This window comes from Pseudoalteromonas sp. UG3-2 (assembly GCF_037120705.1).
Classification (GTDB): domain Bacteria; phylum Pseudomonadota; class Gammaproteobacteria; order Enterobacterales; family Alteromonadaceae; genus Pseudoalteromonas.
On the sequence record NZ_JAWLJU010000002.1, the window covers coordinates 988078 to 1014172 of the forward strand.

The following is a 26095-nucleotide window of genomic DNA, read 5'->3' on the forward strand; positions in this document are numbered from 1 at the left end:
TACTGCCCATGAAATTTGACTTCTCGTCTAGTACCAATAACCAAATCAATTCGCTACATCAGTATTACCTTAGCTTACCTGAGGCCGAGCAGCAGCTGTTGCTGGTATTAGCTGTGGTCTACAAACCCATATCGGCTATAAAACTTAAACGCTTATTGCAGCGCTTAGAAAGCCAAGGGTTAATCGCAAATAGCGGTTTTGCTGACGGAGTATCCCACAGTCAAATCATGAGCTGGCGGGCGGCTGAAATGGTGACCTTCAACGAAGAAGGTGTGCAGATCAACTTAAAGCTGGCCACTTTGTTAAGCCAGCACGCTCTGCAAAACGATCTATTTCTTGCCATTCTTAATGTGGCTGAAGAGATAGCACCGGTACTCAATGCCTACGAGTGGGAACGCCAGTACAGTGATGAACAGCGGCTGTTAAGGGACTTTTTATTACTGAATCAACTGGCCAAGGCGCGCCCGCACATGGCCATCAACAAAAACCCACAGCAGGTTTGCTATAAAAGTAACCAAGCCCTGCTGCCATTGTATTTTTATCCGTTTCACGTTGATGACTTTATCACTCTAGCAGCAGACATTCAGTATCAAGCGTTTGCCACGCTGCTATACAGCTTAAAACAAAGCGGTGAAAACCTAGAACACGCCATTCGTTGCTTAGGGCAAGTAGAGCAGCAACAAGATAATGCCCTACTCACTTCTTTATTGGCGGAATATCGCCTTTACCAAGGCCAGCTGCAGCAAGCCCAGCGGCTATGCCAGCAAAGTGACAGCAGTTATAACCTCCAGCTGCAAGCAAGCTGTGCATTTTTTAACGGCGACGATAATGCCTTATCGCTATTTGATAAGGCCATTAAAGCCAAAGATAAAATCAGCAAACGCAAGAAGCAGTATTTGGGCAGAACATTGGGGGTTATTCACAAATTGGCGTTATTACAGCAGGCCAATAACAGTGACGCCAGTCAGTTTGAGGTGTTACAGCAACAGCTAGAATACCAAAGCCAAGACAGCAAAGAGCCATACAGTAACTTTTACGTCAATAATGTTTTACTGTATTGCAGCGAAAGCCTATCGCAGAGTCACAGCTACCAAAGTAGCCATCTCAATTACAGCAGTTTGGCCAATTCCCACCGCTTTGATTATATGCTTGGGCAGTTAATTAATGCTTATGCCCACTACTGGTGCGATCAACAGCTTGGTGCTGAGCACATTGAAGCCCTAGAGCGCTGCCAGCTTAGCTTTAACGAAATGGGGTTGACCCTGTTTGCGACTTTGGCGATGCAACTATTAGCCAAGTTACAAGGGCGTAGTCACTCACTGGATGCGCAAAACCAGTTTGATATGACGCAGTTAGTCGCCAAAAAATCCCCTTGGGATCTTGCCCTCGACAAACTCATTGCATTACAACCGCAAACCCAAAGCACAGCGCCCGTGGACACAGAGCAGCGCATAGTATGGCAAATGCGGCAGGGTCGCTTTGAGGTTGAGTTACAACCACGGCTGCAAAAACGCGGCAAAAATGGCTGGGGCAAAGGCAAAACCCTAGCCCTTAAGCAACTCAAAGAGCACCCCGAGCAGTTTCCGTTTTTGTCGACCAGTGATAAAAAGCTTCTCGATGCCATTACTGCGCAGTCTGGCTATGGTTACCATGGCCGCGCTGACTATTGCCTAGCGGGGATCCCGGCATTAAAAGCCGCGGTTGGGGCCGATAATATTTACCATGAAGAAGACTTAACCACCACCATTGCCATTAAGGCGCGCTCACCGGAGCTACTTATTCGCCAACAAGGCGATGAGTTATTGTTAACTATCCCCCATTTGCCCAGTTTTTTTGCCGTGAAACAAACTTACTCCTTAGTGCAAACGTCACCTCACGTTTATGAGTTTATTATTTTTAATCCGTCACATATGCAAGTGGCAGAGGTGATTGGTGAGTCGGGGTTAACGGTGCCGATCAGCGCCAAACAAAAAGTGCTGCAAAGTATCACTGCCATTGCCCCTTACTTAAATGTGCAATCGGATATTCCCGGCATTGATACTGGCCTAGACAGCATCACTGCCGACAGTCAGTTAGTGATAAACATTCAACCCTATCATCAAGGTCTCGATTTCCACTGTGTGGTCATGCCCTTCGGCGACCAAGGACCGATATTTCAACCTGGGATTGGCGCCGCAACCGTAAGCGCCGACATTGCCGGTAAACGCTTATCAACAACACGTGATTTAATCACCGAGCAACAGCGCCTAGACCAACTAGACCAGCATTGTCCGTTATTTTTACAAATGACCGATAACCGCCTGAGCTTATCGCAGATGGAAGAGGCCTTAGAAGTGCTGCAAGAGCTGGAGCAGCTAGTGCAACAAGACCCCTGCCCAATGGCATTAAAGCTGCGCTGGCCCAAGGGCAAAAAGGTAAAGCTCAGCAAAAAGTTAGAGAGCCAACACTTACAATTGGCAATGACCAAAAAGAATCAATGGTTTGATATGACCGGAGAGCTTAGTGTGGATGATGGTGAAGTGCTTGAGCTGAAGTCACTGTTAAAAATGGTGGCAACCAGTAACGGCCGCTTTATTGCCTTTGATGGCGAACAAGTGATTGCCTTATCGAGCGAGTTAAAGCAGCAACTTGATCTGCTTAATCATGCCACTGAACATGGGCAGTTTCACCCTTTAGCCAGCCCCATCGTCAGCGAAGCCACCACAGGTATGCGAATGAAAACCATACCGGCTTGGCAGCAACAAAGTGAAAAAATGCAGCAAGCCAGCAGCTTAACACCCGCCTTGCCAAGCACCTTACAAGCGCAATTGCGTGACTACCAGCACGCTGGATTTGATTGGGCCATGCGTTTGGCGCATTGGGGGGCTGGGGCGTGCCTTGCCGATGACATGGGACTGGGTAAAACACTGCAAGCCTTGGCCGTGGTGTTAGCCCGGGCAGAGGCCGGGCCGAGCCTTATCATTGCCCCGACATCGGTGTGCTTTAACTGGCAACAAGAAATACAAAAATTTGCTCCAACCCTCACTATTAAACGCTTCGCGGACTACGCCACCGCCAGCGAACGAGCGGAAATGCTAGCAGAGCTCGCCCCGTTAGATTGTGTCATTATTAGCTATGGGTTATTGCAACGCGAAGTGGAGCTGTTAAAGCCCATTACCTTTGCAACCATAGTCGCCGATGAAGCCCAAGCGTTAAAAAACCCCATGGCGAAACGCTCACAAGCCGCCTGCGCACTTAAGGGCCAATTTAAAATGATCACCACAGGCACCCCCGTCGAAAACAACCTTACCGAGCTGTGGTCGTTGTTTCGCTTTGTGAACCCAGGGCTATTAGGTAACCTCAAACGCTTTGCCGAAAAATTCTCACAACCCATTGAAAACGTAGAAGAAGACAGATTAGCGGCCCACCGCGCCCGAAAAGGCCTAAAGCAATTGATCCAGCCGTTTATTCTGCGCCGCATGAAACATCAAGTGCTCACCGAGTTGCCACCACGTACCGAGATCAATGTCCCGGTTCAGCTCAGCGAGGAAGAGCAAGCGTTTTACGAAGCGCTGCGACAAAATGCCATTGATGAGCTGGCCGCCGCCAGTGAACACGACAGCGCTAATGAGCAGCGCTTTAAAATGCTCGCCGCGTTGACCCGCCTGCGCCAGGCCTGTTGTCACCCAAAACTATTAATGGCCGAAAGCCAACTCAGCAGCGCCAAGCTAGCAGCCCTCAGTGAGCTGTTAGTGGAGCTGCAGCAAAACAACCATAAGGCCCTTATTTTTAGTCAGTTTGTGGGCCATTTGCAGCTCATTAAAAGCCACTTAGAGCAACTTGGGATACGTTATCAATATCTTGATGGCAGTACCCCGAGCCAAGCTCGTCAACACGCGGTAAACGCCTTTCAAAAAGGCCAAGGCGACGTGTTTTTGATCAGTTTAAAAGCCGGCGGCTCTGGCCTAAACCTTACCGCTGCCAATTATGTGATCCATATGGATCCATGGTGGAACCCGGCAGTTGAAGCGCAAGCCTCAGATAGAGCTCACCGCATAGGCCAGCAACGCCCTGTGACCATTTACCGCTTAATCGCAAAAGGCACCATTGAGGAGCAAATCGTCGCGCTGCATCAACACAAAAAAGATCTCGCAGAGCAGTTATTAGCAGACACCGACAAGGCCTTAAAACTGAATGTGGATGATGTACTAGCGATGCTTAAGGAGCCGCTGTAGCGCAGATCTTTGGCGCTTTGTAGGGCAGCTTCAGTAAGTCAAAGTAGTTTTGCCCCAGCGCAATGCGACGGAACGCAGCATCGTTTACCGCTTTAAATAAATGGCTATTAACGGCCACTTCCTCTCGGTAGTCAGCTAAGCGCTTATTGCTACTGGCAACAAAGTCAGTGCCTGGTAAAAAACGCTCAGGGTAAGCATTCAGTAACTCAACATACTGCTTGGCAATCTGTGGCTCATGGAAGTAAAAGTCATATAAGATCCGCCACGATAAATCGGCTTTAAATTTCGGGTATTGCTGAAATAATTGAGTGAGTGTCTCGATGTGTAACTGCGGCGAAATATCGCTCAACTCCTTTGAGAGTCCCATGTGCATCCAAACGATGTCGTTCTCTGGATACTGGGCCAACATCGCTTGCAGCAGTGGTAAGTAACGTAAAGGTTGCTGGTTATCCCCTAAATCGGCATGAATGGCTAATGGGATATTTTGCTCCCTAAGCGCTGCCATAAACGGCTGCCACTGGGCAATGGTCGCCAAGCTCACCGCTTGATGGCCGTTGTCGAATTGCGCGGCTTTAACCATATTAACCTCGCCCATCCAGCTGAACACATCACCATATTGCTCTTGCAGTGCTTGCATCGTGGGTAAAATGGTCGCGGGACGATTTAAGTCGGCAAAGGTCATGGATAAAGTAAGATGCACTTTATTGCCATCATAGGCTAAGAGTTGCGCTGCATTTTTACGGTCGTTCTCGAGCGTAGGCGCGATTATATTACTATAGCAACCGCGTTCTCCCACACAGTTTGGCTTACGCTGATAGGTTTGCCCTATGCCATAAATATTGACGAACAATACACCACTGTTAGCAGCCCAATCGACGAGCTTGTCAAAAGCCACCGCTTGGCCCCAAAATGGCTTAAAATGATGATGAGCATCGACCACAAAATGATGGGACTGGGTTGTGCGATCGTAGCATTGGCTGTTTGCAGGGCTAAATTGCGCTAGAGTTCGCGAAGCCGCACCAACATGCTGACAAGCAACCAGCATGAGACAAATCAGCGCCATTGCTAGCCTTTTTACTGCCATACAAATACGTTTAATCCCTTGTTACCAAGGCACTTTGCCACGGAGTATGTCTTTATACATCACCCAGTCTCCCCAGAGACTATAAAACGGGTGCTTGAAGGTGGCCGGTTTATTTTTTTCAAAGAAAAAGTGTCCCAGCCAAGCAAAACCGTAACCTGCCAGCGGTAACAGCCAAAGCAGTTGCCATTGCTGTGTCAGCAAGGCGTATAATAAAATGGCCAGTACCAAGGTAGAACCGATAAAATGCAATCGCCGACAGGTTTTATTTTTATGCTCAGCAAGGTAGTACGGGTAAAACTCGCTGAATGAGTTGAACTCAGCCGTGGTTTTTTTCATTGTTAAGGCTTCGATATTTGGATCACTACGCGACGGTTTTTGCCGCGACCAATGGCGTTTTCATTGGTGGCAATATGGCGTTTTTCGCCAAAGCCGTCGGTGATGATTTTGTTTTCTGCAACGCCAAGTTCTGCCATATAGGCTTTAATGGCTTCAGCCCGCTTTTTTGACAATACCAAGTTGGTATTACGACCGCCATAGCTGTCGCTGTACGCCGAGATATAAATTTGTTCAATGTTAGGATCGTTATTGAGGTATTCGCCAATCATATCGAGGCGTTTACGTGACGACTTCGTCAGCTCACTGGAGTTCTTTTTATAATTCATCACCGTAAAGGCAATGTCTTCAAAGCTAAACGGTAGCAAGTTATCGCGGCACTGTAAAAAGGCCCAATAGGCCTGTTTAAAATTCACCGACGACAAAGACACCGCAATGCGGTCAACATCGTTTTGCCAATCTTGGTAATAAAACGTTGGGAAAAAGCCCTTCTCCAGCTCACTGAGTAACTCCCAAGCCACGTCGTTGGTCAGTTCCCCATCGAACTTTTTCAGTAGTTTCATTTGGCCAATTTTACGTGCTGGCTTGCCCGCTCGCCACGCCGGCGGAACCGACTCAAGGCCGGCAAAATCGTACGTCTCAGGGCGGATCATCATGTCGAGGTTAAACGTGAGGTTTTTATTTTTACTGGCATTAGCTGAGAATATCGCCTCGCCGTAATAAGGCACTTCGTGATTTAGGGCGCAACTTAAGCGGCTGGCTTTATCGACATTCCAGTGCGAAGTATCTGCATCGGCAGCATATTGCCGCATCGCTGCATCGGCATTGATACTGACCCCTGATGCCAATACGCCAAGCCAAACTATTGATAATTTGAACATTCTCACTTGATACTCCACTACGTTTACAGCCGCACAGCGACGCCAGCTTGATGACTGCTATTGTTAAAGCCATTTACCGCGTATTCAAAGCAATAAATATACCAAAAGCAATTTAGCGACCCCTCGCATCTTGGCGGCGTATCAGTATAATAGGCCGCTCAATTTCATAAACCAAGAAGATTATGTCTGATACTGAGCAAACGCTATTTTCAAAACGCTTCCGCGGCTTCTTTCCTGTAGTTATCGACGTGGAAACCGCAGGCTTTAATAAAGATACCGACGCTTTACTCGAAATTGCCGTCACTATGTTAAAAATGGACGACGATGGCATTCTCAGTTTAGATCAGACCGTACACTTTCATGTTGAGCCGTTCGAGGGCGCCAATATAGAACAATCTGCTATTGAGTTTAATGGTATTGATCCGCACTCTCCACTGCGTGGCGCCGTCGCCGAAGGCGATGCCATCAAAGAAATCTGTAAAGCAGTGAGAAAAGCACAAAAAACAGCAGGTTGTACCCGCTCTGTGGTAGTCGCGCACAATGCCGCATTTGACCATGGCTTTTTAAACGCCGCCATTGAGCGCAATAAAATTAAACGTACGCCATTTCACCCCTTTGTGAGCTTTGATACCACTTCTTTAGCGGGATTAGCATTAGGCCAAACGGTATTAGCTAAAGCATGTCGCACAGCTGGCATTGAGTTTGATAATAGCCAAGCCCACAGCGCGCTGTACGATACCGAACGCACCGCCGAGCTATTTTGTTATATCGTCAATAAGTGGCAAGCGCTAGGTGGCTGGCCGTTGCCACAGAGCGATGTTGAAACCGAACAAGCGAGTGAGTAAATATTACTTTGCTTTGTTATGGGTTCAATTATGAGCAAGTATTAATGCAGACTGCGACTAAGCCGGTTCTGCAGTTTGTGCGGTAGTAAACTGTTGGGTAATTTTGCCCTCATGTAATTTGACATGGTTAGGCGGGTAAATTCGCGAGAATTGCTTTCTATCTTTAGCGATGGTGACTTCGGTACCCGGGTGCAGCAGCTCATTCACTGTTACCCGGCTTAATCGCGCTAAGCGCTGAATTTTTTGCTGCACTAAACGCATGTTACGCTGGTTGCGGGCATAGTGTTTGCTCACTTGAGTTTCACTGCTTTGCAATCGAGCTAAATAAGCGTCGCGCTTAGCTGAAGGCGCTGAGGCTTCCGCTTTATTTTTTGCTTGCTTAATATCGATGGCTTTGCCAGCCAGTACCTTCTCTAATTCAGCAAATTCACGGTACTTTTCGTGTAGTGAATCCCAGTCTTGGGCAATGGCAATGCGCGTCTTGGTACCCGATGGCGCGCCAATTTCACCGGCTTCGATGCGCATGGCATCGAGAATATTACCGCCAATAAGCTTACCTCGTGGCTTGTCACCCTTACCAATTTTTATCAAACGCTTAGAAGCCAGATCGCAGTGCAGGGCTTGGCGTTCAATGAGAATATCTTGCTCACTTTCCACATGGCAGTACTGGGCGTAACCCAAAGACACCGAACGTTTGGATTTAATACTGCACGAAAACGGCTCACCCTCAACACGCTTACGGCCAATAGCTCCAAGCATCACAGTAATGGCGCCGTTACTTTCTATTTCTGCTGACTCCACAAAGCCAATAACGGTAATATCGCCAGAGGCTTTGACGCGCATGCCGTCTTTAATGTCACCGCTGACGATGACACTGCCATCAAACTCAACATGACCAGTGGTCACATCAATATTGTCGTAACACAGCACGTCGTCTACGCGGATACCGCGAGGAATGGCCACAGGTACGCCTTTGGCGTCTGCAATAAGGAGGTTTACATCATCTGGGTCTAATTTTGTGCCCTCTGATACTTCAAGGGCCGCGTCTTTACCTGGTTTCGCTTCAATTGGATCACCAAACACAGTATAGCCAGGCTCGCCTTCGGTAGGTGGCACTTTCTTCATCAGTGGGCTGCCAGGCTTAACGGTTATAATAGCGCCTAAATTACGCATATCGACTTTACCACCACTGGCTGCTTGTGGGCTTAACACTCTGTCTTGAGCTGTCATGCATAACCGCACAAATTTCGCATCGCTGCCGTCTTTCGCACGCTGGCCGGTGGCAACAATACCACTGTAAGTATGGCCTGCAGGTGATTCTAACTGTTGGCCCAAGAGGTTATCGAGGGCTTTGGCGCTGACCCCTTTTTTGATCCCCGCTTTTCGAAGTGCCTGTTTGGCCCTATCCATGCATACCATTTTGCCACCTCTAGCGGTGCAAATGCGCGCTTCAGCCAACATATTGCCTTCTTCAATTTTTATAGTGATCTCAGCATCTATGGCCTTAGCAACAATCAACGAGTCTTGCTTTGGATCATCACTTTCAGTAAAAAGCTGGCCAATATTGGCATGAATGATTTCAAAATCCGCATACGGCGAGCCTTCGATCATCTCAACTAATTGAGACGTACTCGCCGGAAAACCGGATTCTACAGGATGAGAAAGCAAGTAAACGTAGCCTTCATCCTCATCAAAACGAAATAACGACATTCATTAACCCTACAAAAAAAAGCATTTAGTTATTATTCTTATGTTTAATTGACAAAATGCGCAATTGCTTCATTTGAGCACAACTTAAACAGCTTGTTAAGCTTAACCTTACCTTAATCGCTACAAATTATAAATGAATGTAAACGAATTTCTGCACAATCAACACAACTTATTATTATTGCTATAGTTATCGGCAACCAAGAAAAACACTTTAGCCCCCAGAGATAGAAATTAGAATATTCACACTAAAGACTTATTCCGCACTTTTAGCCACTTATAGACCAGTAAAAATTAGCAATGTAAGCAAGTGCCACTGCAGTGATAACATATCGCCTATCACTTTTATGCCGGTTTACTCAACAATGCCCCCCCCCTTGGTGTTGGCCTTTATCACCCGCTTACTAGCAACCACAGCAAATGCCCGCCACTTAACTCCATGATTAGTCGTTGAGAAAGTAAGCAAACAAGCTCGGCAACTATTAAATACCGTGATAAGCCATTGTAATGCCATTGTTCCCATGTATAATGAAAGCATAGTTAGCAAATAATTCAGCAAAGCTAACAAGTACTGAATTTATTCAGGGGCTGATTAGGATTCGACAGGATTCATGAAGCCTGAGGTGCATGTCGAGGTGCGGTTGGCCTCGTAAAAAAGCCGCATTTTAAAGTAATCGCAAACGACGATAACTACGCTCTAGCGGCATAATAGCCCGCTAGCACTTCCCAGGGAATGTTTGTGGTCCCTGTCACGAAGTGTCATCCTACACAAACTCGCTACGGAAACCCTGGCCGGGGTTGAAGGGCTAAAACTAAGCGGCCTCGCCTTTACTGATCGTGTTCGTCCGAGCTTTAAAGGTTAACCAATAGACGATACTAAACATGTAGGACCGAAGGTCGAGGTTTTCTGGACGGGGGTTCAAATCCCCCCAGCTCCACCAATACCAAGAAACCCTAAGTTACGATTAAAATCAATGGCTTAGGGTTTTTCTTTGCCTGCTATTCGGGGAACCTTTTTGGGTCAAACATCCACTTTCCATCCACAAAGTGTCCACATCGTGACCATATTCTTTCAAGAACGTGTTTTGGGTCAATCCATTTAGATATTTTTAAACTGTATCATTACCATCTAAAGTAGCGATGAAAAAGAGAGCTTTTATCACTCTAGGTGGCCTAATTGCTACAACAGTAATTAGTTATAAGCGGCTCAAAGAGTGAGTCGCGGCTGAATAAAGTCCAAAAATGCAGAAATTCGCGACGAGACAGCACTGTTTTTGTAGTACACAGCATGCACCGATTCGCGGCGATTGGGAGTGATGATTTCATTGGAAAAAACTGGAACGAGTGTCCCTTCGCTTATGTCTTTGTGCACCATAAAGTTTGAAAGCAAGGCCAGCCCTTGCCCGGCGATACAAAGCTGTCTAATTGTTTCACCGCTTGATGCCCGAAGGCCATAACGCAGTTCCACCTCTTCTCTGAGGGGCCATTTATTTAAACTTGATGAGTCGCTAAAGCCAATTAACTTATGACTGTTCAAGGTGTTTAATTTACCTGAAGCAGGGTGTTTTTTGAGGTACTGGGGGCTGGCGACTATGTGTAACTTACTTTTTCCTAGGTAGCGCGCGTGTAAGTTTGAATCACTTAAATCACCAATTCTTATAGCAATATCCGTTTTGTGCTCGAGAAGATCAATAATGCTGTCATGACTTGTGATATCGAGGGTAATATCGGGAAATGCTTCACTAAATTCGGCTACTAAAGGAGCTAACTGATGGAAGACAAACGGGCTGGCAGCATCCACTCTGAGCTTACCTGAAGGCGCACGCTTTAGTAGGCGAAGCGCTTCCTCTCCTTTTTCCAACACATTTAAACCGTCTCTGACATAACTCAAAAAGAGTTCCCCCTCCTCTGTCAGTTCGAGCCGGCGAGTGGTGCGGTTTAATAGCGTTACATTAAGCGTGCCTTCTAGGCGAGAGACAGCACGGCTTACTTTTGCTACCTGCTGATTTAATAAATTAGCCGCACTTGAAAAGCTGCCCGTGTCGACAACGCTCAGGAATGCCTCCAAGTCTTCTGTTTTTGATGAAACCGGCATCAGCCACCTAATATTTGCAATTTAAACAAATGTATTTTGTCATTAATACTGTTTTTTGCAAACAACAATATCGTCACACTGTGCGCACTGTATTAACGGCTCTTTAAGCACAGCTTTTGCTGATTGAGCCAAAAGTGAGGTGTCGCTATCGACGCCCTCATTCTTATTTACTATTGCGAGGATAAACATATGCCTATTGCATTACTTGCGCTTACGTTAAGCGCGTTTGCCATTGGCACCACAGAATTCGTTATTGTTGGCTTGGTACCCACAATAGCAGCAGATCTTGGTGTGACTTTACCTAGTGCCGGCTTACTGGTGAGCCTATATGCCGCTGGTGTGGCTGTTGGTGCCCCGGTTTTAACGGCCTTAACCGGAAAGTGGAACAGAAAAGACGTATTACTGAGCCTTATGGCATTGTTTGTTGCCGGCAATCTACTGGCATGGCAAGCCCCAAGCTACGAAAGCCTAATCGTTGCACGTATTCTCACCGGCCTGGCCCATGGAGTGTTCTTTTCTATTGGCTCCACTATTGCCACAGGCTTAGTTACCAAAGAGAAAGAAGCGAGTGCCATTGCCATCATGTTTACTGGGCTAACCGTAGCTCTGGTTACAGGTGTTCCTCTTGGTACTTGGATTGGCCAAAACTTCGGCTGGCGTGCTACTTTCTTGGTGGTATCGGCACTGGGTACTGTTGCACTTATTGGTAGCGCATTGCTGGTCCCGAACAACTTAAAGCAAAGTAAACCGGCATCGCTTAGAGAGCAAATGAAGGTGCTGGTTCAGCCGCGGTTGGTGCTGGTGTATCTGATGACCATTCTTGGCTACGGCGGAACATTTACGGCTTTTACCTACCTTGCGCCCATCTTACAACAAGAAGCAGGTTTCGCCCCCTCCGCCATTAGTCTGATCATGTTAATTTATGGTGTCTCTGTTGCTGTTGGAAATATTTATGGCGGTAAACTGGCTGACAAGCAAGGTCCTATCCAAGCACTCACAATTATCTTTTCCGCTTTATCACTCATTTTATTTGCTCTGACATTTACAATGGCAAGCAAAGTGGCCGCAGTCATCACCGTTCTGGTTTGGGGCGCATTTGCATTTGGAAATGTTCCAGGCCTTCAAGTTTACGTGGTGCAACTTGCCGAGAAGTTTACACCAAACGCTGTGGATGTGGCCTCTGGTTTAAATATCGCAGCATTTAACATTGGTATTGCCTTGGGCTCAGTTTTAGGCGGTGTCATTGTTGACGACATGCAGTTATCTGATACAGCTTGGGTTGGTGCACTGATCTCCGTAGCTGCACTCATGGTAACCCGTTACAGCGGCTTCCTTGATACACGTGCACTAAACAATACTACAAATGCCGAAAGCGCATAGGGGGTTCCATGAGCAATACCTTTGATAAATTGGCACAGCAAGGTTTCTCTGTGGGTGTTGAACTTCCTTTAGATAATGACTGGGCCCGCTTTGACGCAACCGCTGGTAAGCCGTTTGGCGTGCCTGACCTGACACAACATCATAGCCGTGTGCAGCTGGCTGATCAGTTGGGCTTTAAAGCTGCATGGGTAAGAGATGTTCCAGTTTATGATCCCAACTTTGGTGATGCGGCCCAAGTATTCGAGACCTTTACATACCTGGGCTACCTCGCTGGCATTACTGAAAATATATTACTGGGGACCGCGGCAGTGGTTTTACCCCTTAGGCAGCCATGGCTTGTCAAAAAAGCAGCGGCAACAGTGCAAAAGCTTAGCAATAATCGCCTAATCCTGGGAGTAGCCAGCGGTGATAGGCCTATCGAATACCCTCTTTTTGGTGTTGAGTTTGAAACGCGTGGCGAGCAGTTCAGGCAGTCGCTAAATACCATCCGAAACGGCAATGCACAGCTTACGAACGGCATGGCCTTGTTGCCTTCATCGACCGCGGCTCCACTCTACGTCGCGGGACTCGCTCAACAGAGCCCTACCTGGGTGGGAGAAAACATGGACGGCTGGCTCGCTTACCCAGGAACACCAACTGATCACGTGAAACGTGTTCAGTTATGGCGCAATGTGGCAGGCAATAAACCTTATGTCAGCTTTATTCACCTTAATTTAGTTGCAGACGATGAAGCACCGATAAAGCGTCACCGATTTGGGGTTGAAACCGGTGTCAATGGGCTTTTCGAAGAGCTAAAAGCAATGAAGGATGCTGGTGTCGACCATATTGGTTTGCATTTCAGGCGCAACACACAACCAGTAGAACATGCCATGCAAAGTATAGCAGAGCATGTATTACCGCAATTTCACTAATATTCAAAAGCAACAAGGAGACTTTATGACCAATACAAGTCAATTCACTGCAAAAATACCGTCGCTGGGTATGGGTACCTTTCGCTTAAAAGACGATGAAGCTTATAACAGTGTCACCATGGCCTTGGAGGTCGGTTTTCGCCATATCGATACAGCACAAATTTACGGAAACGAAGACGCAGTGGGTCGTGCCATAAAAGACAGCAAGGTTGCACGTGAAGACTTATGCGTTACTACCAAAGTGTGGAACGACAAGTTAAACAAAGCAAGCTTTGTCAATAGTGTGAAAGAGAGCCTAGCTAAACTGCAACTATCGTATGTAGACCTTCTTCTCATTCATTGGCCGGCACCAGAAAACGGTGAGAGCATGGAAGAGTACTTAGGCGAATTACTTCGTGTTAAAGAAATGGGACTGAGTAAAGAAATTGGTATTTCTAACTTTACGGTTGATCAAGTTAAGCAAGCGGTCAGCATTTTAGGTGAAGGTGTCATTACCACCAACCAAATAGAAGTCCACCCTTACCTGACAAATGAAAAAGTACGGGCAGCGTGTGACCAACACGGCATTGTGGTCACAGGGTATATGCCATTTGCCGTCGGTAAAGTTTTACAGGATGACACCATTATCAATATTGCAAAAAAGCATGGTGTTAGCGCAGCAGAAATTGTTGTGGCATGGGAGCTGGCACACGGTCTGGTAACCATCCCATCATCAACCAAGCGCAACAACCTCGAAACCAATTTCAAAGCACAAGCGCTGACATTGGATGCACAAGATATCGCAGCAATTGACGCACTTAATTGTGGTGATCGTCAGGCAGATCCAGATTTTGCACCTGACTGGGACTAAGTAAAATTAGCCAGACGATACTCATCGCTGGCTTCCTTCATACTTAAAAATGTAACTGATTTAAACCTTAGGAGGTGATATGCAGACCAAAGTATGGCAGTTTGACCAAGCAGGTGCAGCACTACAGCAAAAAGTTCAAACTTTAGCTGCGCCAGGCAATGGCCGCATTCTTGTGCGTAATTATGCAATCGGTGTTAACCCAGTCGACTGGAAGTTTATCGATAACAACCCGCTTGACTGGAAAAAAGGGCATGTGCCTGGTGTCGATGGCGCGGGAGTCGTTATTGCTTTGGCTGAGGACGTAGATCAAAGTTTACTGGGCCAACACGTTGTTTATCATCATAGCCTCAACGAGAACGGAAGTTTTGCCACTCATACTGAAGCATACGCTAACCGAGTCATAACTCTTCCCGATGGCCTTGACTTTGCGCTTGGTGCGGCACTGCCTTGCCCTATGCTAACCGCTTGGCAGGCATTCACTAAGGTGCCTGTTAGAAAAGGAGCGAAAGTCCTAGTTAGCGGCATAGGCGCTGTCAATAAGCTCCTGGTGCAAATGCTAGTGCAGGCAGGCTTTGATGTTCATGTTATATCAAGCAGTATTACTCAACGTCAGGCCGATGATATGGGTATAAGAGCCATCCATCGAGCCAGCCCTGAAGGACATGCATTTTATGCCCTGTTTGATGCAAATGGACCAGACTATGCGGCGTCATTGGTGCCACTGCTCGAAGCAAATGGTCATGTAGTGAGTATATTGGGTCGCATTGAAAAGCCCGTTGATGAGCCCTTCACTCGCACTATTTCCTATCATGAAATCGCACTTGGCGCACTCCACACTTACGGCGACACACCTCAATGGCAGCGGCTTATCAAAGACGGGGAGGCTTTACTGAAGCAAGTTGCTCAGGGGAATTTACAAGTTGAGACTCCCCAACTATTTAATTTTGACCAAGTAAATGATGCTCTTCGGTTTTCTAAAGAAGATAAGCGAAAAGCGGTGATCACAGTACCACAAAGCAGCTACCACTGCGATTTGACGCTCCAAAGTGCCCGCTGATACTACCCCGGCAAAGGAATAAACTCTTGATCATCATTTGGCACCTTGGCAAAGTGACCGGCTTGCCAATCGTGTTTGGCTTTATCGATTAACGCTTTGTCGCTGGCAACAAAGTTCCAGTCCATGTAGCGTTTGCCTAGTGAGCGGCCACCGATAAGGGCTAAGATTGTGTCGCTTTGTGCTGTTACTTGAATGCTTGCTTCATGGCTAAATACGGCCATGGTGTGCTCGTTAAGTTGGGTGTCTTTGCTGGTGAGTTTTCCTTTAACAACGTACACGCCTAATTCGTCGGTTTCTGGCAGTGTGAGTGTTTGTCCTGCTTGCAGACGAGCTTCGAGGTAGAGTGTCTCGGAAAAGGTTTTCACTGGGGAGGTAATACCATAAGCGGAACCTATTAATACTCTGATGGCCACACCATGCTCTAAGGTGCTTGGGATGCTGTTGCCTGGGTAGTGGAGAAAGTCTGGTTCACACTGTTCTTCATGCTCTGGCAGTGCTAACCACAGTTGCAGCCCATGCATACGTTGTGGTGCGGCTTTTATTTCTTCTCGTTGCCGCTCAGAATGGACAATGCCGCGCCCTGCCACCATCAGATTCACCGCACCTGGGGTGATCACTTGCTCTGTGCCCAGTGAATCGCGGTGCAACATTTCCCCCTCAAATAAGTAAGTAACTGTGGCTAAGCCAATATGTGGATGAGGCCTAACGTCTACCCCTTGCCCTTTGGTAAATTGTGCAGGCCCCATGTGATCAAAGAACACCCACGGCCCAATGCTGCGACACGCTTTTACTGGAATACTGCGCCGCACAGTAAAGCCACCTAGCTCTTTGTCTTTTGGCGTTAGCACCAGCTTTATCGCACTGCAACCATTGCTCACGCTACAATCTTGCTCTACAGAAGTTGATAAATTACTCATGACTCACTCCCCCTTCATGATCTCGCTTAACAGTGCAACACATTTATTGTGAGCATACACCTAATGACTTATTTTGCCTTTAGTCATTGATCTTAACCGCTGCCCACAGCTTTAGCTTTTCAATAACCTCTTGCTCAACAATGGGTTTGCTAATGTAATCGTTCATGCCTGCGCTTAAGCATTTTTGCTTATCGCCTTGCATGGCGTTGGCTGTCATGGCGATAATTGGCAACCCTACGTTATTCTGACCGGCCTCCCCGGAGCGGATGGCTTGGGTGGTTTGATAGCCATCGAGTTCGGGCATTTGGCAATCCATTAAGGCTAAGGTAAACGGCTCTGAATTGTCATGCTGTTTTAGGGCCTCAATTGCTTGTACACCATTTTCGGCGACGTGTGTTTTTATGCCGTGATTGCCAAGTAATTTAAGTGCCACCAGCTGGTTGACTTTATTGTCTTCCACTAACAACACATGTAAGTTTTCTGCCCAGGCTGTCATACCGTCAGAGTCTGCTTCGGCTTCAATGGCTAACGCGGTTAAGTTGTGTTTTTGCAGTCGACTAGCAACTTCTGAGCATACTAACGATAGCGACTTTATTAACGCCGCCTGTGTGATGGGCTTATAAATATAAGCGTCTAAATCAAACTCATCCATGCTTTGTTTGCTGTCTTGCTCACTCAAAGGCCCCATCATGACCCACTTTGTTTCACGGCTAAGCAGTTGCTTTGTTTTTTCGAGATGTTGTTTGTGTAGGCTGTTATCGAGTATCACTAAGTTATAATCACGCAGCTTTGCTATTAAGCTCTGCTGTAATATCTCCACTGCTGTTTGCAAGGTATCAGTGACTGTCACAGCTACGCCCCAACGTTCCAACTGCTTTCTAATAGCCGTTGTGTTTGCACTGTTACCATCCACTAACAACACGTTTAGGCCGAGGTCCTTGAGGCAAAGCGCGGCTTTTTCCCTTTCGGATATGACTTCCACTAAACAGGTAACCGCAAAACAACTTCCCACACCCATTTCGCTGGTGACGCTAATATCCCCTTGCAGTAATTGGCATAAGCGCTTAGTAATGCTCAGCCCTAAACCCGTGCCGCCATATTTTCGTGTTGTGGAAGCATCCACTTGGCTAAAGGCATCAAAAAGAGTGGCCAGCTTCTCTTGCGGGATACCAATACCGGTGTCTTGAATTTGGCAATGAAAATAGGCATACCCGGTTTCTTTTGCTGACTGCAAATGCGCGGTTATTACGATTTCACCTTGCTCGGTAAACTTGATGGCATTGCTGAGAATATTACTTAAAATTTGTCTTATGCGCCCAGGGTCAGACTTCACTTTAACGTCTTTAAGCTCTGCTAGGTCGAGCACTACCTCTACCCCTTTACTGTGCGCACTCAGAGCTAACGACTCGGCCAGCAGCTCAATCAGCTCGCGTAATTCAAACTCAAGGCGCTCTAATTCAAGCTTATCCGCCTCAATCTTAGAAAAATCTAAAATGTCGTTAATCAGTGTCAGTAACGAGTTGGCACTGGCATTGGCCACCTCAACGGCATGGGCTTGCTCCCCATTTAGTGTTGTGGACTTCAACAGATTGAGCATGCCTATAACACCATTCATCGGCGTTCGGATTTCGTGACTCATATTGGCCAAAAATTCCGATTTTAATTGTGTAGCAACATTGGCTTGCTCAAGCGCTACAGACAATTCTTTCGCCTGATTTTCTAACGAAGCAGTTTTTTCAGAAACCTGCTGCTCAAGCTTAGTGACAAACTGCTTTTGCCTGTTAATCTCATGCTTTTGTAGCCGAGTTCTTAAATAAATCGCCAAAAAAACAAGGCCAGATAACACCAGCAGATACAGCGCATATGCCCACCAGGTTTGCCACATTGGTGGCGCCACATGCAGATTAAGCTTGAGTGGGTTATCGCTCCACTGACCATGACTATTGGTTGCCTTAACCCATAAGGTATAAGAGCCGCCATCAAGATTAGTAAATGACACACTATTACGGTTTTCAATCTCAATCCACTGGTCGTCATAGCCCTCGAGCTTATAAGCATAAAGGTTCTTGTTCGGTGCAATAAAGTCTAATACGGCGAATTCCACCGAGAATACATAGTCGAGGTATGACAGCTCAATGTCTGTAACATAAGCGTAAGGTTTATCGAGCTTCACCGGCTCACCTAAGACATTGAAACCAGTTAAAATAACATTGGGGTTAAAATTGTCGGCGCGGATATCATCGGCGCTAAAGTACTCAATGCCGCGCTGGCTGCTGGTAAACAAAGTATCATTTTTGGCCACCACTAAACTGCCGGGGTAGTAATTTAAGCCTAACAGACCATCGTGACCATCAAAGTTCTTCACTGTTTGCGTGTCCGGTGAGTATTTAGACACTCCTTTATTGGTAGTGAGCCACAGGTTGCCCTTTCTGTCATCTGCTATGGCTCGGATCAAGGACGTTGGTAAGCCATCCTTTTCACTGGTGTGCTCAAATCCTTGTAGTTCGGGTATGTATTTATTCAACCCCTTTTGCGTTGCAATCCATATATCTCCCTCCGAAGACTGGTGTATATCCTGAACTAAGCTCCCCAATAAGCTATGGCTGTTGTCGTTGTCTTCTTTAAAGGCAACAAAGCGTTGCGTTTCTTCTTGCCAACGGCTGACTCCGCTGCCAGTCCCCACCCACATAGTGCCCTTGCTATCTCGGAATATTTTTAACACCTCAGGGTGGGTTAACCCTTGGCCTTTATTCAAGCGCTGGAACACCTTGTTACTATGGTCGTAAATATAAATGCCATGTTTATACGTCCCTATCCACAACTTACCGGTGTTATCGCTGCTCAGTGCTCGTATTTCTCTAAATTCTTGATAGCCTGGTTTGTCTCTGGGGTAATGAACAATTTCTATGGCCTGTGAGTTAAGATCAACTCTAGCCAACCCTTCATCTTGCGCTAACCACAAGGTGGTGCTGTTTTCTAAATACACCACAGGGCTTTCCAGTAACCGGTTCGGATCAAAGCCAGCTTCTGGGGTAAAAATTGCTTCATATAGGGGCATCAATTGCTGTTGCTCAACTTGCCACTTAAAAATTTCTGACTTGGAGTTTGCGATAACAACATCGCCATTTTTGTCCGCTGCAATACCATTGGGAGCCATTAACCTGGCGTCTTGCAAAGATTTAAACTGTCGATTTGGTACTAGTTTAAAGATCCCATGTACCTCATTGGTTATCCACAGTGTGTTGGCACGGTCTTCAAAAATGATGCGCAGCCCCTTGTTATGTTCTAAGTCTAGGCGTTTAATTTGATTTTCGGCGGGGCTGTAACGGTAAACGCCGTTGCTAGTAACAAACCATATAAACCCTGCATGATCTTCAATCATCGAATTCACTTGCCCAAGCGTTTCAGGTGCTACCGTTCCAAATGGCGTAAACTGGCCGTTTGAGTGATTAAAAACAAAAGGGCCTTGTTGCGTGCCGACATACATACTGCCATCACGGGTTTTTAATATATGACGGATTTCATTGCTACCGGTGGGGGTTTTATTGTTAGGCTCGGGGAAAAAGTAACTCGCGTGTCCAGTTTCTTTATTTACTAAGTTTAAGCCATAACTGGTGGCCACCCATAGGGATTGGCTATCGTGACCTTCTATGTCCCAAATGCGGTTATGAGAAAGCCCTGGGGTAGTCTCGGTTGCTTGCAATAGGCGTTTAAAGCGGTTATTTCCTAAAAACAGATTAAGCCCTTGATCATAAGTCCCCAGCCAAATACGGCCATCTTGGTCTTGGTAAAGCGACTGCACTCGGTTGGCAGAGAGAGAGTCGCCTCGCATTGGGTCATGCGTGTAATTTTTGAAAACGCCTGTTTTAGGGTCATATTGGCTTACTCCGCCTCCCCATGTCCCTATCCAAATTTTGCCACTGCGTGCGAGCATCAGGTTTCCGGCATCGTTGTGAGGCAAAGCATCGGGGTTCATACTATCAAATTCAAACCGTTTTACCGCCGTCCCGTCATAGCGCATTACGCCATTTTCTGCGGTACCAAACCAAATTCGGCCGGGATGATCTTGAACAATGGAGTAAATTTCGGAAGAAACAAACCCGTCCTCAGCACCGTAGGCTTGTACGGAATACTCGTTTGCTAACGGGGGCACTTTTGCATGAGTAGTATTGAGCAGCAAAATAAAAAATATACAAATAACCGGTACTAAGCCAAACGGTTTTGCCATAAGTATTTTTTTACTAAAGGATAGTGCTCTAAAGCCTAGTCGATAGAATGAAATTTAGCTATGTTAAACCGTGCTGTTTTGCTTGTGTTTCCAGCGCCACTGGCTTCCATGGCACTACTTATCTGAACGTCTTATTGGCTGTAGACTTAGCCCTTTTCCCTAACGGTAAAACTCGGGCTTGATGGCGTATTTTTGCGCAATTTCATCTAAACGGCCATCAAGTTTTAGTCTTAACACTCCCAAATCAAGCGCCAATAGCAGTGCTTCACTGTTCTTGTTGGTGGGCGAAAAAGCAATGTAAGCGGGCTCTAGTGGGCTAATGGATCCCACTGTTTGTAATTGCTCCACCACACCTAACTGCTTAGCTTGATACCACACCACCGGCCCAGCATCAACATACACATCAATGCGGCCACTGAGCAACAAGTTTAAACTGCGCCTTACCACATTATCACCCGATAACAAGGTCACTTTGCTACGATTATCGCCTTGGTGCGACTTGATGTAAGCATTAAGCAGGGTGCCATAATCATAGCCACGTACGGCGCCAAGCTGTATTTTTGCTAAGGATTGCTGATTTTTATAGCGCCAGCCGTTGTCTTTAAGGGTAAACAAGGTATTAGGACTCAGCTGTAAAATTGGCACCTTAGGAAAGTGAAAGTCAGGTGCATCGCCACTGAACGCCCCAACAATGGCATCCACCTCCCCCGCTCGAGCTTGATGTATTGCCCGCATCCACGGCATTTCTAAGTAGCGTACTTCATAACCTGATATCGCTAATGCTTCACTGGCCACCTCAATCATAAAGCCGGGGTTGCTGTCATTTTCTGAGCAATTCACTGGGCACCAATTATCGCCAGCAATGACTACCGGCTCGGTATCATTGGCACTCGAGCTAGCACTAAACGTCATCAGCAATAAAAAAGTAAACCACATGGCAGATAATAATTTGAGCCAAAGTACTACAAGCTTAGCCAAGCTATCCTGGTTGAGCAATTGGTCATATATTATTAGATGTTATGCCCTACCGCTGCAAAGTGGATGCTAACGCAGTGCTATAACAGCTGTTTTTTTCATTTTACCATAATCATTGCTGGGATTTGCGCGCTAACTACACTACTCTATTAACACAGAATTAGTCGTAGGAATGACAGTGTGCTTCACCCATCATTAAGTAATCGTCTTAGCAACAAAATAGTGCCGCTGATTGCCGCCCTTATTGTGTTGCTTGCCGGACTCACTTATGGTGCTTTTTTATATCATCATGAACAAAACTTACGACAAGAAAAACTCTATGCCGCCCTTTATAATCGCCTAGATCAAGTCAATGAGTCGGTCACTGAGCGAGTAAACCTGTATTGGTATGGGATCTTAGGTTTACGCTCAGCAGTGCACGCCAAACGCGATGCTCAGTTCGATTACACCGCTATGCAGCGCTACATGGACACCTTTGATTTTGCAGCAGCGTATCCAGGGGCTCGTGGAGTGGGCATGGTAAAATATGTGGAGTCACAAGAACTCCAGTCATTTTTAACCGAAGCAGCGGCTGAGCGCCCCGATAACGCCTTTGATATTCGTACCTTAAACCAACCGCAAAGTAGCCACTTTGTCATTCAATACATCGAACCTGAGGTGAATAATTATGAGGCTGTGGGCTTAGATATTGGCTCTGAAGCTAGTCGCCGCTTCGCTGCTCTAGAGGCGGCAAAAAACAATGAGCCACGACTCACGGCTCCTATTACCTTGGTGCAAGCCAACGACAAAGTAAAATACGGTTTTTTAATCTTGGCGCCAATATACCACTCACCTAAAGCACCGGAGCAAGTGCAAGGCCGCCTCGATAATTTACTCGGTTGGAGTTATTCCCCTTTGTTAATCAACGAAGTGTTATCGACCTTATTGGCGTTAAAACAAGACATATCGATTCAAATTTCAGATGTTACCTCCTCCGAAAAAGCCATGCCATTTTATCAAAGCTTAATTGCAGGCGAAGATCACACGGCTCTGGCGGTCAATGTCACCAGCAACCTTTTTGGCCGCACTTGGAAAATTGAAATTTGGCCTAATTCGCAATTTATTCGCAGCCTTAACTTAAATCACTCTCAAACCATTCTTAATGTTGCAGTCATCGTATCGATGCTACTGGCATGCCTAACCTTTATTGTCTTTTATGCTGTTGGCCGCCGCCGATTAGTGCGCCAACAAAGGCGCCAAGATGAAGCCGAAAAAGCCAGAGCACTCAGTGCCATGAACACCCGCTTAGAGCAAGAGGTGAAAGACCGCACCCAAGAAGTGGTTAAGTACAACCAGTTGCAAACCAGTATCGTAGAAAACTCGGGTTACGCCATTATTGCCGCGGATCCTGATGGCACCATCAGCCAATTTAACCCAGCAGCGGAGAAGCTGTTGGGCTATAGCCAAGCTGAGGTCATTGGCAAAACAACCCCTGCCATCTTCCATCTTGAGCATGAAGTGATAGCCAGAGCACAGCAGCTCAGTGCTGAGCTTGGTACTACTATCACGCCAGGCTTTGATAGCTTTGTAGCAAAGGCAAAACTTGGGGTAGTCGATACTAATCGCTGGACCTATGTCACTAAGTCTGGCAAGCACGTTCAGGTTCGATTGAACGTCACCGCTCTCACCGATGAGCAAGGTGAAATAGACGGGTTTTTAGGCATTGCGTTTGACTTAACCGAGCAAATTGCGCGAGAGCAAGAGTTGTCGCAAGCCAAAGAGGCCGCAGAGCTGGCTGCTCAGGCCAAAGCAGAATTTCTGGCTAATATGAGCCATGAAATTCGCACTCCCATGAATGGCCTCTATGGCACCTTGCAATTATTGAAGTCAGAATCACTCAGCGACAGCAGCAGTAATCTTGTTGATAAAGCCATTTACTCCATCAAATCATTAAACACCATTATTAACGACATTCTCGATTACTCTAAAATTGAAGCTGGAAAAATTGAGTTGGAGCAGCAACCCTTTAATATTGCGGTGTTAGTAGAGCACTTACGCTCTGAATTTGCGGTACTGGCTAACAACAAACAGTTAAAATTTCGTATCGAACTTAAATTAGAGCAGCTACATTGGTTAGGCGATGAAGTGCGAGTTAGGCAAATACTGCTTAATTTGCTGTCTAATGCCGTTAAGTTTACTCACTCAGGCAGTGTCAAAGCCACCATCGCGGCGCAGCCTAAACAAGCAGGCCTGGTATTAACAGTAGCAGACACTGGCATTGGCATGGGTCAGCAGGCATTAGAAAAGCTATTTTCACGCTTTGAACAAGCGGATTCCTCAACCACGCGTAAGTTCGGTGGCACGGGGCTGGGATTATCTATTACTAAGTCACTGGTCGAACTGATGAACGGCACAATCACAGTGACCAGTGAAGCAGACAAAGGCACTTGCTTCACCGTTGAGCTTCCTCTCAAGCCCACTGAACAACAGGCAGACTCACAAGCAGAAGCACTGGAGGAAATCAACCTCGGTGGTGTGCATGTCTTATTAGCGGAAGACAACCCAATTAATCAGCTAGTGGTGCGTACCATGCTAAGCAAAGCGGGCGCTCACATTAGCATCGCCAATAATGGGGTTGAAGCCGTTACTTTTTGCCAACAGCAAACGCCAGATCTGATTTTGATGGATATTCAAATGCCAGAGCTAGATGGCGTCGAGGCGTGTAAAAAAATTAAAGCGCTTCACCCAAATCTGGCTATCATCGCACTCACCGCCAATGCTTTTGCTGAAGACAAAGCCTTGTATGAACGAGTGGGATTTGATGATTACGTTGCCAAACCGGTTGAATTACACGTCTTGCTAAGTGCGATTGCTAAGCACTTACCCCGACGGTAAACGTTGAGCACCCTCCTTGTTGAGACCAAATACTTTGAATTAAACACCCGCCAGCGCTACAGTTAAATCAAGGGGATCCACTGTCGAGGAAGTATCGTTGCGGCTAGTTCTTATTATGCTGTTGGCTTGTAGTTTCTGTGCGCTCAGTCACACTAGCCAACTGTCTGACAAGGTCAAAAAGCTGGATGAAGCCAGTGACTATTTGACTGTTAACCCTGCCCAATCCATTACTATCTTAGACAGTATAAATGGGCTCCAACAAGCCTCTGTTGCTCTGTTTATTCGTTGGCACTTAATTAATGCCAGAGCCGCCGTGCCCACCGCACAGTATGATCGCTTGTACCAATCCATCAATGCTGTGTTTAGCCATCACCACAGCTATTACTTCCAGCAAAAGCTCACTACGATCATGAGTGCGCTTGGGATCTGGCTGCGCCGTGAAGAATATTTACCCGATGCCAAACTCAGCTTTCAATGCGCCTTTCGCTATGCCGAGAGCGACCGTCAACGCCTCACCTTGAGTAATAGTATGGCGCTATTAGCGAGAAGCCAAAACGATTATGAACAAGCTCGCAATTTATATGGCCAAAGCCATAGCCTTGCCATTAAACTGGCTTTACCTAATGTCGTTGCGATGATAGAGAATAACCTGGGTTACTTAGCTTTGGACGAAGGCAGAGTGGTCGCTGCAGAGCGCTACTTTCGCAGCGCTTTGAGTCGCTACCAAGCAATAGATAAGCGTGCTGGCCAGATTTCTGCCGGACTGAATTTACTGCTGGTATTTTTAGTACAAGAGCAACGGCTCAATTACGACCGGCTGTATGGACCAACAGCTACGTTAACCGAGGCGTTCCCTAATGATGCGAAGCAAGCGCTGCTACAATGGCTTGAAGCAGGATATGCTTATCACAAAGGCGATGCCCTGACGGCAGAGCACAAAGCGCAATTGCAGAGCGCATTTAAACAGCTGCAAAGCGATAAAATGCGCGCCATAATTTATCGCTATTTTGCCAAACCAATGCAGGTGACCGTTGATTTGCCACAAGCACCATCGCCAATCAAACGCTTTAGCAGCCCTTGGTTTGAACTGGTCAAAGAGTGCGCTTGGTAAGTGTCAGTAATCCTACTTACGCTGAGCCACCCTTAGTTTAATTCTTTGTCTTGCCAGAATTTAGTGCCCTTAATGGTGGCTTGTAAGGCCAGGCCGCTTTCAGTAAAAGTATAAACCGTTACGTCACCATAATATGCTTCACCTTCAACGGAAGCACCTTTTTTGGCGGCTTTGGCTGCGGCATCGGCATTACCACCAAAGGTCCAGCCAGAGTTGATAAACTGTGACATGGCATCTTGGCTATGGAACACCATCACAATGCGATAATCTTTAACTCCTACACCAAGGCCAACCCCTCCCTCAGCCATATTCATGTAGGTATTGCCACCAGTGGTATTATTGTGCACCACACCATACCCAGTGCCTGCTGCGACAAACAATAAATTAACGTTGGCATTAGAAAAAACGGCGTAACCGGGGGCGGCGGCTATTTGCGAGCGAGTGTCTGGTTTTTGTTGATACAATTGCGTTAAAACGTCACTGCGCATATCCAAAATGGCCCGTTGTTTATCGGCTTTACTGCCGCTTCCCATCGACGCACAGGCCGTAAGCATCATTAGTAGTAGCCCCATAAATAAAGCTGGTATCTTACTCATTGCTTCCTCATCACACCTAGATTAATAATCATCATAC

Annotated in this window: 17 protein-coding genes and 1 other RNA gene; 9 read left to right on the plus strand and 9 right to left on the minus strand. The window is 46.6% G+C overall.

The window, feature by feature from the left end:
* The first annotated feature begins 8 nt into the window (after positions 1-8).
* Positions 9-4214, plus strand: coding sequence for a DEAD/DEAH box helicase (locus tag R3P39_RS07645; RefSeq protein WP_336569273.1), 4206 nt, complete (start codon positions 9-11; stop codon positions 4212-4214).
* On the opposite strand, the gene R3P39_RS07650 is transcribed toward R3P39_RS07645, so the two are convergent.
* Genes R3P39_RS07650 through R3P39_RS07660 form a run of 3 tightly spaced genes read right to left on the minus strand, consistent with a single transcriptional unit; the run spans position 4198 to position 6512 of the window.
* Positions 4198-5298 carry an amidohydrolase family protein gene (locus R3P39_RS07650; RefSeq protein WP_336566689.1) on the minus strand — a complete coding sequence of 367 codons (1101 nt, stop codon included), beginning with the start codon at positions 5296-5298 and terminating at the stop codon, positions 4198-4200. The genes R3P39_RS07645 and R3P39_RS07650 overlap by 17 nt on opposite strands.
* Before the next feature lie 21 nt (positions 5299-5319).
* Entirely contained in the window at positions 5320-5634 is a 315-nt protein-coding gene (locus tag R3P39_RS07655) for a DUF962 domain-containing protein (protein WP_336566690.1), read from the minus strand.
* 2 nt (positions 5635-5636) lie between these two features.
* Positions 5637-6512, minus strand: a complete 876-nt coding sequence (locus R3P39_RS07660) for a flagellar protein MotY (RefSeq protein ID WP_336566691.1) — start codon at positions 6510-6512, stop codon at positions 5637-5639.
* A 182-nt stretch (positions 6513-6694) separates the two neighbouring features.
* Between R3P39_RS07660 and rnt the strand changes: the two genes are divergently transcribed.
* The gene (rnt, locus tag R3P39_RS07665) at positions 6695-7357 is read left to right on the plus strand and encodes a ribonuclease T (protein ID WP_336566692.1); all 663 of its coding nucleotides are present in this window, start codon (positions 6695-6697) and stop codon (positions 7355-7357) included.
* Positions 7358-7414: 57 nt separating this feature from the next.
* Here the strand turns inward: rnt and R3P39_RS07670 are convergent, their stop codons facing one another.
* On the minus strand, positions 7415-9067 hold the full coding sequence (locus R3P39_RS07670) for a DUF342 domain-containing protein (RefSeq protein ID WP_336566693.1): 1653 nt from the start codon (positions 9065-9067) through the stop codon (positions 7415-7417).
* A 581-nt stretch (positions 9068-9648) separates the two neighbouring features.
* Here R3P39_RS07670 and ssrA point away from each other — a divergent pair.
* Positions 9649-10005: a transfer-messenger RNA gene (gene ssrA / locus R3P39_RS07675) on the plus strand.
* A gap of 266 nt (positions 10006-10271) precedes the next feature.
* Here ssrA and R3P39_RS07680 read toward each other — a convergent pair.
* Entirely contained in the window at positions 10272-11159 is an 888-nt protein-coding gene (locus R3P39_RS07680) for a LysR substrate-binding domain-containing protein (RefSeq protein WP_336566695.1), read from the minus strand.
* A 189-nt stretch (positions 11160-11348) separates the two neighbouring features.
* Between R3P39_RS07680 and R3P39_RS07685 the strand changes: the two genes are divergently transcribed.
* The 4 genes from R3P39_RS07685 to R3P39_RS07700 all read left to right on the plus strand — a co-directional run bounded on the left by R3P39_RS07685 (position 11349) and on the right by R3P39_RS07700 (position 15357).
* Positions 11349-12539, plus strand: coding sequence for an MFS transporter (locus R3P39_RS07685; protein ID WP_336566697.1), 1191 nt, complete (start codon positions 11349-11351; stop codon positions 12537-12539).
* Positions 12540-12547: 8 nt separating this feature from the next.
* Positions 12548-13450 carry a TIGR03571 family LLM class oxidoreductase gene (locus R3P39_RS07690; RefSeq protein ID WP_336566699.1) on the plus strand — a complete coding sequence of 301 codons (903 nt, stop codon included), beginning with the start codon at positions 12548-12550 and terminating at the stop codon, positions 13448-13450.
* Between the two features lie 25 nt (positions 13451-13475).
* Positions 13476-14300 carry a 2,5-didehydrogluconate reductase DkgB gene (dkgB, locus tag R3P39_RS07695; RefSeq protein ID WP_336566700.1) on the plus strand — a complete coding sequence of 275 codons (825 nt, stop codon included), beginning with the start codon at positions 13476-13478 and terminating at the stop codon, positions 14298-14300.
* Between the two features lie 79 nt (positions 14301-14379).
* Positions 14380-15357, plus strand: coding sequence for an alcohol dehydrogenase catalytic domain-containing protein (locus R3P39_RS07700; RefSeq protein WP_336566702.1), 978 nt, complete (start codon positions 14380-14382; stop codon positions 15355-15357).
* Positions 15358-15359: 2 nt separating this feature from the next.
* Here the strand turns inward: R3P39_RS07700 and R3P39_RS07705 are convergent, their stop codons facing one another.
* The 3 genes from R3P39_RS07705 to R3P39_RS07715 form a co-directional block, all read right to left on the minus strand.
* Positions 15360-16274, minus strand: coding sequence for a pirin family protein (locus R3P39_RS07705; RefSeq protein WP_336566703.1), 915 nt, complete (start codon positions 16272-16274; stop codon positions 15360-15362).
* 79 nt (positions 16275-16353) lie between these two features.
* Positions 16354-20502 carry a hybrid sensor histidine kinase/response regulator gene (locus R3P39_RS07710; protein WP_336566704.1) on the minus strand — a complete coding sequence of 1383 codons (4149 nt, stop codon included), beginning with the start codon at positions 20500-20502 and terminating at the stop codon, positions 16354-16356.
* A gap of 159 nt (positions 20503-20661) precedes the next feature.
* Positions 20662-21480, minus strand: a complete 819-nt coding sequence (locus R3P39_RS07715) for a substrate-binding periplasmic protein (RefSeq protein WP_336566705.1) — start codon at positions 21478-21480, stop codon at positions 20662-20664.
* A gap of 177 nt (positions 21481-21657) precedes the next feature.
* Between R3P39_RS07715 and R3P39_RS07720 the strand changes: the two genes are divergently transcribed.
* Positions 21658-24351, plus strand: coding sequence for a CHASE domain-containing protein (locus R3P39_RS07720; RefSeq protein WP_336566706.1), 2694 nt, complete (start codon positions 21658-21660; stop codon positions 24349-24351).
* A gap of 97 nt (positions 24352-24448) precedes the next feature.
* Entirely contained in the window at positions 24449-25462 is a 1014-nt protein-coding gene (locus R3P39_RS07725) for a tetratricopeptide repeat protein (protein ID WP_336566707.1), read from the plus strand.
* A gap of 32 nt (positions 25463-25494) precedes the next feature.
* Here R3P39_RS07725 and R3P39_RS07730 read toward each other — a convergent pair whose 3' ends face one another.
* Complete coding sequence (locus tag R3P39_RS07730) at positions 25495-26058, minus strand: YSC84-related protein (RefSeq protein ID WP_336566709.1); 564 nt, start codon at positions 26056-26058, stop codon at positions 25495-25497.
* Positions 26059-26095: the final 37 nt, after the last annotated feature.